This is a genomic window from Mycobacterium sp. DHQP2018-32-09, from assembly GCF_058148405.1.
Map to the genome: position 1 here is coordinate 70,388 of NZ_JBYVYK010000026.1, position 9,949 is coordinate 80,336.

At 70.3% G+C, this 9,949-nt stretch carries 11 protein-coding genes; 1 reads left to right on the forward strand and 10 read right to left on the reverse strand.

All coding sequences use genetic code 11. The features are described 5' to 3' along the window. Nucleotides 1-1,224: an SPFH domain-containing protein gene (locus tag AC30CM_RS14485; protein ID WP_490117580.1), complete on the reverse strand. Its 1,224-nt coding sequence runs from the start codon at nucleotides 1,222-1,224 to the stop codon at nucleotides 1-3. Between the two features lie 22 nt (nucleotides 1,225-1,246). Next, nucleotides 1,247-1,678, reverse strand: a complete 432-nt coding sequence (locus AC30CM_RS14490) for an NfeD family protein (RefSeq protein WP_490117581.1) — start codon at nucleotides 1,676-1,678, stop codon at nucleotides 1,247-1,249. Nucleotides 1,679-1,737: 59 nt separating this feature from the next. On the opposite strand from AC30CM_RS14490, the gene AC30CM_RS14495 reads away from it, so the two are divergent. Continuing rightward, nucleotides 1,738-2,589 carry an Rv1486c family protein gene (locus AC30CM_RS14495; protein ID WP_490117582.1) on the forward strand — a complete coding sequence of 284 codons (852 nt, stop codon included), beginning with the start codon at nucleotides 1,738-1,740 and terminating at the stop codon, nucleotides 2,587-2,589. On the opposite strand, the gene AC30CM_RS14500 is transcribed toward AC30CM_RS14495, so the two are convergent. The 8 genes from AC30CM_RS14500 to AC30CM_RS14535 form a co-directional block, all read right to left on the reverse strand. Then, nucleotides 2,555-3,610, reverse strand: coding sequence for a ferrochelatase (locus AC30CM_RS14500; RefSeq protein ID WP_490117583.1), 1,056 nt, complete (start codon nucleotides 3,608-3,610; stop codon nucleotides 2,555-2,557). The genes AC30CM_RS14495 and AC30CM_RS14500 overlap by 35 nt on opposite strands. Nucleotides 3,611-3,612: 2 nt before the next feature. Continuing rightward, nucleotides 3,613-4,422, reverse strand: a complete 810-nt coding sequence (gene inhA, locus AC30CM_RS14505; protein ID WP_490117584.1) for an NADH-dependent enoyl-ACP reductase InhA — start codon at nucleotides 4,420-4,422, stop codon at nucleotides 3,613-3,615. Nucleotides 4,423-4,486: 64 nt separating this feature from the next. After that, the gene (fabG1, locus tag AC30CM_RS14510; RefSeq protein ID WP_490117585.1) at nucleotides 4,487-5,203 is read right to left on the reverse strand and encodes a 3-oxoacyl-ACP reductase FabG1; all 717 of its coding nucleotides are present in this window, start codon (nucleotides 5,201-5,203) and stop codon (nucleotides 4,487-4,489) included. A gap of 113 nt (nucleotides 5,204-5,316) precedes the next feature. Further along, nucleotides 5,317-6,324 carry a VWA domain-containing protein gene (locus AC30CM_RS14515; protein WP_490117586.1) on the reverse strand — a complete coding sequence of 336 codons (1,008 nt, stop codon included), beginning with the start codon at nucleotides 6,322-6,324 and terminating at the stop codon, nucleotides 5,317-5,319. A 12-nt stretch (nucleotides 6,325-6,336) separates the two neighbouring features. Beyond that, nucleotides 6,337-7,275 carry a DUF58 domain-containing protein gene (locus tag AC30CM_RS14520; RefSeq protein WP_490117587.1) on the reverse strand — a complete coding sequence of 313 codons (939 nt, stop codon included), beginning with the start codon at nucleotides 7,273-7,275 and terminating at the stop codon, nucleotides 6,337-6,339. Then, complete coding sequence (gene moxR1 / locus AC30CM_RS14525) at nucleotides 7,272-8,396, reverse strand: chaperone MoxR1 (protein WP_490117588.1); 1,125 nt, start codon at nucleotides 8,394-8,396, stop codon at nucleotides 7,272-7,274. Before moxR1 ends, AC30CM_RS14520 begins: the two co-directional genes overlap by 4 nt. A 111-nt stretch (nucleotides 8,397-8,507) precedes the next feature. Beyond that, the gene (gene ripB, locus AC30CM_RS14530) at nucleotides 8,508-9,188 is read right to left on the reverse strand and encodes an NlpC/P60 family peptidoglycan endopeptidase RipB (protein WP_490117596.1); all 681 of its coding nucleotides are present in this window, start codon (nucleotides 9,186-9,188) and stop codon (nucleotides 8,508-8,510) included. A 51-nt stretch (nucleotides 9,189-9,239) separates the two neighbouring features. Continuing rightward, a partial coding sequence (locus tag AC30CM_RS14535; RefSeq protein ID WP_490117589.1) for an NlpC/P60 family protein occupies nucleotides 9,240-9,949 on the reverse strand: 710 nt, incomplete at its 5' end.

Below are 9,949 nucleotides of genomic sequence, written 5' to 3' on the forward strand. Positions count from 1 at the left end.
CTACCTGGCGTGCTGCCCACCCTCCGGCTGCGGATCCTGCAGCGGCGGGTTCGGCAGCGGCACCGGCGCGGTGACCCCGGCCTGCGGAAGGGGTTGCGGCACGCCGTAACCCGGCCCCTGCACCGGTGTGCGCGCCTCGGCTTCGGCCTTCGCGACGGCCTGCGCGATGGCCGGGTCGGTCTGCGTGGAGAACCAGTCGGCCACTTCCTCGGAATCGTCCTCGGGCTTGGGCAGGTCGTGCTCGACCGGCGACGGGGTGTAGCGGAACACGCCGTCCTCGCCGGGCGCGCCGAGCAGCTTGGTGAACCCCTGTAGCGCCGAACCGAAGTCGCTGGGCACCACCCACACCTTGTTCGCCTCGCCCTTGGCCATCAGCGGCAGCGTCTGGAGGTACTGGTAGGCCAGCATCTCCGGTGTCGGCCTGCCCGCCTTGATCGCCGCGAACGTCTTCTCGATGGCCTTGGCCTGGCCCTGCGCCTGCAGGTACTGCGCGGCGCGCTCGCCCTGCGCGCGCAGCATGCGCGACTGGCGGTCGGCCTCGGCGGCGAGGATCGCGGCCTGCTTGGCGCCCTCTGCGGCCAGGATCTGCGCCTGCTTCTGTCCCTCCGCCTGCTTGATCGACGCCTCGCGATTGCCCTCCGCGGTGAGGATCATGGCGCGCTTCTCACGGTCGGCCCGCATCTGCTTCTCCATCGAATCCTGGATGGAGGGCGGCGGGTCGATGCTGCGCAGTTCGACACGGGCCACGCGCAGACCCCACCGCCCGGTGGCCTCGTCGAGGACGCCGCGCAACTGCCCGTTGATGGAGTCACGCGACGTCAGGGTCTGCTCCAGGGTCATGCCGCCCACGACGTTGCGCAGCGTGGTGGTGGTGAGCTGCTCGACGCCGACGATGTAGTTGCTGATCTGGTAGACCGCGGCCTGCGGATTGGTCACCTGGAAGTACACGACGGTGTCGATGTTCACCGTGAGGTTGTCCTCGGTGATCACCGGCTGCGGCGGGAAGCTCACCACCCGCTCGCGCAGGTCGACCCGTGCCCGAATCTTGTCGACGAACGGCAGCAGCAGCGTGAGCTGCCCCGACACCGTCTTGCTGTAGCGCCCGAGGCGTTCGATGACGGCCGCCTCGGCCTGGGGAATGAGGGCCACCGACTTGGCCACGACGATGATCGCGAAGACCACCAGGACCGCGACGACGACGAGGCCGGCTATGGCACCTTCCATGACGTTCCTTCCCTCGGGTGTGTCAGATCGTCTTGAAGACGACGGCGGTGGCACCGTCGATCCGGACGACGGTCACGTGGTCTCCCGGGGCGTAGACGTCGTCGTCGTTGAGCGGACGCGCCGTCCAGACCTCCCCGTCGAGTTTCACCTGCCCGGCATGGCGGGCGACGGTGTCCAGTACCAGGGCGCTCTTGCCCTCCAGTGCGCGCACCGGTTCGGGCAGTCCCTGGCCCGCGGCGAACCGTCGCCGCAGCACCGGCCGGACCAGCACCAGCAGCAGCACGGACACCACCAGGAAGACCACCCCGTCGACGACGTAGTTGTCGACCAGCAGGCTCGAGCCCACCGCGGCCAACGCGCCGCCGGCGAGCATCAACAGGAACAGGTCGCCGGTGAGCGCCTCCGCCCCGGCCAGGCCCACGGCGGCGATCAGCCAAATCAACCAAATGGGCATGCCGCCACCGTACCGCCTGCACGGCTGCCGAGGCGGCCAACAACTACACTGCGGACATCATGTGGTGCCCTAGTGTTTCGCTGGCCGTGTGGGCCAACGCCTGGCTCGCCGGCCTCGCCGCGCCCGACGACGTCCTCGATGCGCTATCCCTTTGGGCGCCAAGACAAACCGTGACCGCCTACGACTCGGTGGCCGCGGGTCGAACGGGTCTGCCGTGGCCCGACCTGACCGATGCGGGCGCGGTGTCGATGCTGCAGACGCTGCGCACGGCGGCGGGTCCCACCCGGGGCGAGCCGGCGATGGCGATCGCCCTGCCGATCCCCGGCGACGTCCGCGGCCTCGCCGCGGGCACGCAGTTCCAGTCCGACGCCGTCATCGCCGGGGAGGCCATCATCGTCACCCCGGCCTCGGGGGACGCCGTGGGCCTGGTGCCCGACTTCTGCTTCGACGACGATCCGGAGTACGACGAATCCGAGTACGCCGAGCCGACGGCGCTGTCGTGGACGGTGTACTCCCTGCCCGCCCCGCCGGTGTTGGAACACGTCGACCTGGCCCACGCCGAGTTCGAGCTGCGCACCGCGGTGCGCTCGGCCGCCGAGGCGCTGGGCACGCTGCGGGCGGGCGCCAGCCCCGACGTCGACGATCCGCGGGGCATGGTCGAGCAGATCCTGGAGTCGGGTCGGCCGCACCGCGCGCCCGAGCATGCACCGTCGCGGGCGGTGCGGGTGCTCGAGCAGGCCGCGCACGTCGACGCGATCATCACGGTGAGTTCGCACCTGATGCCGATCGGCCTGCAGTCGTCCTCCGAACTGCAGATCGCCAACGACGCGTTGCGGCCGTTGGCCACCGTGGTGCGTTCGGCGCGGTTGGCCGCCGTCAGCGCGATCCTGCAGTCGGCCTGGCGGGGATAGAGCAGTTGGGCGTGCACAGCGCGCCGTTGACCGAGCAGCCGTAGCCGGGCACCGGTGCGGGCACTCGCACCCGTGCGGGCTCGGCGCCCGTGCGCAGTTCGTCGACGAGGTCGACGGCCAGTTGGGCGAACCGCCGCCGCGCGTTGGGCGTGGTGGCCCTGGCGAACGCGACGCCCTCGGCCGCGGCCTGCTCGGCGAGTTCGGCGTCGAGGTCCCACACCACCTCGATGTGGTCGGCGACGAAGCCGACGGGACACACCACGACGGCCTTGGTCCCCGCTGCCGCCAGCGCCGACAGGTGGTCGCCGACGTCGGGTTCCAGCCACGGCACCTGCGGCGACCCCGAACGCGACTGCCACACCTGGTCGTAGTCGGCGTAGCCCGCGGCCGCCGCGACCAGCGACGCGGCGTAGCCGACCTGGCGCTCGTAGAGGTCGGGGCCGCACTGGGCGGCCGCCCGCAGCGGGATGGAGTGCGCGGTGAACACCAGCCGCGCGTCGTCGCGCACGTCCGCCGGCAGGGTGGCCTTGGCCTCGGCGATGGCCTCGGCGAACATCTCGACCAGCAGCGGATGGTCGAAGTACTGCCGCAGCTTCACCAGTTCGGGCGCCCCGTCGACGGCGGCGCGGGCCCTGGCGATGTCCTCCTGGTACTGCGTGCAGCCGGAGTAGCCGCCCCACGCCGACGTGGTGAACACCGCCGCCCGGCGGATGCCGTCGTCGCGCATCCGCGCCACGGTGTCCTCGACGAACGGGTCCCAGTTGCGGTTGCCGAAGTACACGGGCACCGAGCGTCCCCTTGCGGCGAGTTCGGCCTCGATCTGCTCGATGAGGGCCCGGTTGATGCCGTTGATCGGCGACACGCCGCCGAAGTGCAGGTAGTGCTCGGCGACGCCCTCGAGGCGTTCCCGTGGGATGCCTCGGCCCCTGGTGACGTTCTCCAGGAAGGGCATGACGTGCTCGGGCGCCTCGGGGCCGCCGAACGACAACAGCAGGACGGCGTCGAACTCGTCGGGGGCCATGGTCAGAGCAGCTGGGTGTGGGCGCCGCCGTCGGCGTACACGACGGTGCCGGTGGTGGCCGGCAGCCACTCCGAGAGCAGCGCGCACACGGTCTTGGCGACGGGGGTGGGATCCTTCATGTTCCAGCCGACGGGGGCCCGCTGGTCCCAGCCCTCTTCGAGCAGGCGCATCTGGTCGCCGGCCTCGGCGCCCAGCGCGCCACCCACGATGGCGCTCATCGCGAGCGTCCGGATGGGGCCGGCGGCCACCAGGTTGGAGCGCACGCCGTACGGTCCTGCCTCGCGGGCGACGAAGCGGTTCACCGACTCCAGTGCGCTCTTGGCCACGGTCATCCAGTTGTAGGCGGGCATGGCGCGGGTGGGGTCGAAGTCCATGCCCACGATGCTGCCGCCGCGGTTGAGTACCGGCAGCGTGGCCTTGGCCAGGGAGGCGTACGAGTAGGCCGAGATGTGGATGCCCTTGGCCACGTCCTCGTAGGGAGCATCGAAGAACGGGTTGACGCCCATGCCGGTCTGCGGCATGAAGCCGATCGAGTGCACGACGCCGTCGAGCTTGTTGCCCTCGCCGATGGCCTCGGTGATGCGGCCCGCCAGGGAGTCGAGGTGCTCGGTGTTCTGCACGTCGAGTTCGAGCAGCGGTGCCGGCTTGGGCAGCCGGTCGGCGATGCGCTGGATGAGCTTCATCCGGTCGAACCCGGTCAGCACCAACTCGGCACCGGCTTCCTGCGCCTGCTTGGCGATGTGGAATGCGATGGACGAGTCGGTGATGATCCCCGTGACGAGGATGCGCTTGCCCTCGAGAATGCCTGCCATGTCTGGTGTTCCTTTCTGGTAAACGCGCGTGTGCGGGCGCGAGGGCCCGGTGATCCGGTGGGGTCTAGTGACCCATTCCCATGCCGCCGTCGACGGGGATGACCGCGCCGGCGATGTACCCCGCGTCCTCCGACGCGAGGAAGCTGACGGCGCCTGCGACGTCCTCGGCGGTGCCCACCCGCTTGGCCGGGATGAAGTCCAGGGCGCCCTGCTGGATGCGTTCGTCGAGCGCGCGTGTCATCTCGGTGTCGATGTAGCCGGGTGCGACGACGTTGGCGGTGACGCCGGCCTTGGACAGCTCGCGCGAGATCGAGCGGGCCATGCCGATGAGGCCGGCCTTGGCCGCCGCGTAGTTGGCCTGGTTGCCGATGCCCCACATGCCCGAGACCGAACCGATGTAGATGATGCGCCCGAAGCGGTTGCGCTGCATGCTGCGCGACGCGCGCTGGGTCACCCGGAACGCTCCCGTGAGGTTGGCGTCGATGACCTCGCTGAACCGCTCCTCGGTCATCCGCATGAGGAACGCGTCCTTGGAGATGCCCGCGTTGGACACCAGCACCTCGACGGCGCCCTGGTGTTCCTCGACCTCGGTGAAGGCGCGATCGACGGCGGCGGCGTCGGTGACGTCGCACTGCACGCCGAACAAGCCCTCGGGCGCACCGGAACCGCGATGCGTGACCGCCACCTTGTGACCGTCGGCGGCCAGTCGCTGGGCGATGGCCAGGCCGATGCCGCGGTTGCCGCCGGTGACCAACACGGAACGAGAGACGAACTCGGGCATCAGATGCTCCTCGCGGGTTCGGACATGGGGCTCAACCTATCGTCCCGGCGCGTTGACCTCGAAATCGGTGCCGACCGGGAAGCGGGCACCGCGGCGGTCGGGCCGCCTCCGGCTCAACCCGGCAGGCGCCGGTTCAGCAGCAGGGCTCCCAGCGCGGCGAGCGCCACCAGGAACGCACCCAGGCGCAGCCAGCCCACGCTGGCGTCGCCCTTGATGGTCTCGTAACCGATCTGCTGCTGCAGCGTCGAATACACGTCCTTGAGCTGTTGCAGGCTCGCGGCGCTGTAGGCCTGGCCACCGGAGAGTTCGGCGATCTTCTTGAGCATCTCGTCGTCGACGGGCACGGGTTGCTTCTGGTCGTTGATGTCGACGGTCCCGTACGGCGTGCCGAAGGAGATGGTGGAGATCGGCACCCCCTGATCCTTGGCGGTGCGGGCGGCGGTGTAGGCCCCCTTGGGCGCGTCCGGGTTGGACGGCACGGTCTCCTTGCCGTCGGAGAGCAGCACGATGCGCGCCGGGGGCGGCTCGTCACCACCCCCGAGGACGGCGCCGACGGTCGCGATGGCCTGCAGTGCCGTGAAGATGCCCTCGCCGGTGGCCGTGCGGTCGGCGAGCTGCAGTTTGTCGATGGCCGCCTTGGTGGCCGCACGGTCGGTGGTGGGCGCCACCAGCACGGTGGCGGTGCCGGCGTAGGCGATGAGCCCCAGGTTGATGCCGGGGGTGAGTTCGTCGGCGAACTGCTTGCCGGCTTCCTGGGCGGCGGCCAGGCGGGTGGGGGCGACGTCGGTGGCGCGCATGGACTGCGACACGTCGATGGTCAGCATGACCACCGCCCGGTTGCGTGGGATGCGCACGTCGTGGGTGGGTGCGGCCATGGCGATGGTGAACAGCACCAACGCCAGCGCCAGCAGCGTGGCAGGCAGGTGCCGGAAGCGCGACGGCCGTTTGGGGGCAACGCTTTCCAACAACTCCAGGTTGGCGAAGCGCAGCATGCGCTTCTGCTTGGCCAGCTGCGCCACGACGTAGTAACCGACGACGGCGACCACGACGATCAGGAACAGGAAGAACCAGGGGTTCTCGAAACCCGACAGGCTCATGGGTCCGAGCAGCGGTAACGTCATGGGAAGCGCGGCCTACCTGAAGGCCAGTCGGCGGTTGGCGACGAACCGCACCACGTCGGCGATCCAGTCGCGATCGGTGCGCAGCGTCAACAACGGTGCGTCGCAGCGCCGTAGCGTGCGGGCCACCTCGGCGCGGTGTGCGGCGGCCGCCCTGGCGAAGTCGTCGCGCAGCTGCTCGTCGATGGTGAACTCGCGGGTCACCCCGGATTCGGTGTCCTGCAGGATCACCTCGCCGACGTCGGGCAGTTCGACGTCGCGGGGGTCGAGGATCTCGACGCCCAGCACCTCGTGCCGTCCGGCGATGGCGCGCAGCGGCCGCATCCAGTTGATGGGGCCCAGGAAGTCGCTGATGATCACGGCCATGCCGCGGCGCCGCTCGGGGCGGCGCAACTGGTCGATGGCCTCGGCGAGGTCGCCGCGGACTCCCACCGGCGCCTTCGGCATGGTGGCGATGGCGCTGAGCAGCTCGTGCTCGTGCATGCGTCCCGACAGCGCCGGCACGCGTCGCGTGCTGTCGCCGTTGGTGATCACCGCGCCGAGCCGGTTGCCGCCCCCGCTGTTGAGGAACGCGATGGCCGCGGCGGCGGCGACGGCCAGGTCGCGCTTCTCGCAGCCGGCGGTGCCGAAGTCCAGGCTGGCCGAGACGTCGACGACGAGCCAGGTCTCCAACTCGCGGTCGGCGATCATCTGGCGGACGTGCGGCGTGGTGGTGCGGGCGGTCACCGACCAGTCCATGCGACGGACGTCGTCACCGGGTTGGTAGACCCGCGACTCCCCCGGCTCCGATCCGGGGCCGGGGATGAGGCCCTGGTAGTTGCCGTGCAGCACGCCGTCGAGCTTGCGACGCACCGTCAGCTCGAGCTTGCGCAGCGCCGCCGACAGCTCCGGGTCGCGGATCTGGCCCCGGTGCAGCGACGGCGGGTCGACCGTGCGGCTCGTGGAGCGGGTCACCGACCGCTGGCCGCCGCTGTCGCCGCGGGCATGGCCGGGGCCGAATGCCCTTGCTGCGGAATGGCATTGACCTGCGGGAGCGCGACGGTCTGCAGGATCCGGTTGACGACCGTCTCGGCCGACACCTCGTCGGCGAGCGCGTCGTAGGTGAGCACCAGCCGGTGGCGCAGCACGTCGGGGATGATCTCCACGACGTCGGTGGGGATGACGTAATCGCGACCGCGGACCAACGCCAACGCCCGCGAGGCGGCGATGATGCCCAGCGAGGCACGCGGCGACGCGCCGTAGGCGATCCACGACTTGGCGTCGGGCATGCCGAACTTCTCCGGCTCGCGCGTGGCGGTGACGACCCGCACCACGTAGTCCACCAGGGCGTGGTGCACGAAGACGTTGGCGGCGACGCCCTGCAGGCGCAGCAGGTCGTCGGTGTCGAGGATCTGCTTGGGGGTGGGCGGGGTGACGCCCATCCGGTAGATGATCTCGCGCTCTTCCTCGGGCGACGGGTAGTCGACGTTGAGCTTGAACAGGAAGCGGTCGCGCTGCGCTTCGGGCAGCTGGTAGACGCCCTCCTGCTCGATGGGGTTCTGGGTGGCCATCACCAGGAACGGGCTGGGCAGCGGGTAGGTCTTGCCGCCGATGGACACCTTGCGCTCGGCCATGACCTCCAGCAACGCCGACTGGACCTTGGCGGGGGCGCGGTTGATCTCGTCGGCCAGCAGGAAGTTGACCATCACCGGGCCCAGCTCGGTGTCGAAGTCCTCCTTGCCGACGCGGTAGATGCGGGTACCGACGATGTCGGTGGGCACCAGGTCGGGGGTGAACTGGATGCGGGCGAACGAGCCGCCGACGACCTTGGCGAAGGTCTCCACGGCGAGTGTCTTGGCGACACCGGGAACGCCTTCGAGCAGCACGTGCCCCTTGGCCAGCAAGCCCACCAGCATGCGCTCGACCAGTTGGTCCTGGCCGACGATGATCCGCTTGACCTCGAAGATGGCGCGCTCGAGGGTGTGCACCTCGCCTTGCAGGCCGGTGGCGGCCGGCTGCTGACCGGGGAAACCCTGCGACGGGTTCGACCCGGGGAAGCCTCCTGCGCCCTGCGGCGGCCCACTCGGTGACGTCATCAAGCATCCTCCATGTGTCAGTGCCGGCGCCCCGCTCCGGACGCCCGCCGTCAACTATTCCAGGCAGTTCGACATCCGTCGACGTGGCCCACGCCCAGCCCGGGCGGCCAGTCAGGATTCGATGAAACGCACCAGGTAGGGCTGCAGGCCCGCGGTGCGCAGCGGGCTGACGGCCACCATGCCCTTGCTGCTCGAGGCCTCGAGCATCTGACCGCCGCCCAGGTAGATCGCGACGTGCTGGCTGCCTCCGGGACCCCAGAACAGCAGGTCGCCGCGCTTGGCCTGCGACTGCGGGATCTTGCGGCCGGCGTTGTACTGGTCGCCGGAGTACTTCGGGATCTGCACGCCCACGCCGGCGAACGCGTAGCGGGTGAAGCCGGAGCAGTCGTAGCCGATCTTGCCGGCGTCCTGGTCCACGCCCTCGCTGGGCCCGTTCAGCGCTCCGCCGCCCCAGGAGTACGGGACCCCCTGCTGCGACGCGCCGCGCCGGATCACGTACTCGATGGCCTGCGGTCCGCGGACGCGTCCACCCGGCAGCGCCGCCGCGGCCGGGCTGCCGCCCAGTCCGATGCTCGACAGGAACTGCTTGCCCAGGTTCTGCGTGGTCTGCAGCGCCAGGGAGCTGACGGCGAACGCCGCGTTGGCGGCGGCGACGGGGTCACCGGGGGCCCCCGAGCTGACGATCTTCGGCAGCGTGGGGTCCCACGCTCCGTCGTCGGGCGCTGCCGACGCGGTCGCGGGCGCCCCCAGCAGCAGGCCGACGGCGAGCGCTGCGGCACCGATGGCCGGCACCACCGCCCGCAGGGCCCGGGTTAGCCGGGAAGTACTGTCAAACAAGGGATTTCACCATTCAATGAGTCGGGTCACGTACGGCGTCATGCCGCTGGTTCGCACGGGCGAGATCTTGACGGTGGATCCGGTGTACGGCGCCTCCAACATCTGGCCGTCACCGAGGTACATCGCGACGTGCTGACTTGCGTTGGGGCCGTAGAAGATCATGTCGCCGCGGCGCATCTCCGACGACGGCACCTTGCGGCCGGCGTTGTACTGCGAGCCGGAGTAGTGGTCCAGCTTGATGCCGACGCCTGCGAACATGTAGAGCATGAGGCCCGAGCAGTCGAAGCCGACGGTGCCCGCACCCGAGTCGATGCCGCGGCTGGGGCCGGCGGCGTTGCCGCCACCCCACGAGTAGGGCACGCCCATCTGGGCCATGCCGCGTTTGATGACGTACTCCGTGGCCTGCCTGCCGTACACCCGCGGAATGGCACCGTTGTTGGTGTAACCCGTTGGGGTGGGCAGGAGTCCGAGCTTCTGCAGGAAGTTGCGGCCGAGGTCCTGGGTGACCTGCGCCGAGGTCTGCGCGATGCCGAGGATCGCGTTGATGATCGCCACCGGGTCGCCGCTGACGAAGGCGCTGGGGATGGCGGGCAACGTGGGATCCCAGGCCCACGTGTCGGGCGACTGCGCCTGAGTGCCGGGCGTGCGATCCCAGTCCCCCGCCTGCGCCCCGGGGGCCGGCTTGGCCGGTGCGGCCGAGGCGTTGCCCTGCGGCA

Excerpts from the sequence above, each read along its gene's own strand:
- AC30CM_RS14485 (WP_490117580.1), bottom strand. The coding sequence starts at position 1,224 with ATGGAAGGTGCCATAGCCGGCCTCGTCGTCGTCGCGGTCCTGGTGGTC.
- AC30CM_RS14490 (WP_490117581.1), bottom strand. The coding sequence starts at position 1,678 with ATGCCCATTTGGTTGATTTGGCTGATCGCCGCCGTGGGCCTGGCCGGG.
- AC30CM_RS14495 (WP_490117582.1), top strand. The coding sequence starts at position 1,738 with ATGTGGTGCCCTAGTGTTTCGCTGGCCGTGTGGGCCAACGCCTGGCTC.
- AC30CM_RS14500 (WP_490117583.1), bottom strand. The coding sequence starts at position 3,610 with ATGGCCCCCGACGAGTTCGACGCCGTCCTGCTGTTGTCGTTCGGCGGC.
- inhA (WP_490117584.1), bottom strand. The coding sequence starts at position 4,422 with ATGGCAGGCATTCTCGAGGGCAAGCGCATCCTCGTCACGGGGATCATC.
- fabG1 (WP_490117585.1), bottom strand. The coding sequence starts at position 5,203 with ATGCCCGAGTTCGTCTCTCGTTCCGTGTTGGTCACCGGCGGCAACCGC.
- AC30CM_RS14515 (WP_490117586.1), bottom strand. The coding sequence starts at position 6,324 with ATGACGTTACCGCTGCTCGGACCCATGAGCCTGTCGGGTTTCGAGAAC.
- moxR1 (WP_490117588.1), bottom strand. The coding sequence starts at position 8,396 with ATGACGTCACCGAGTGGGCCGCCGCAGGGCGCAGGAGGCTTCCCCGGG.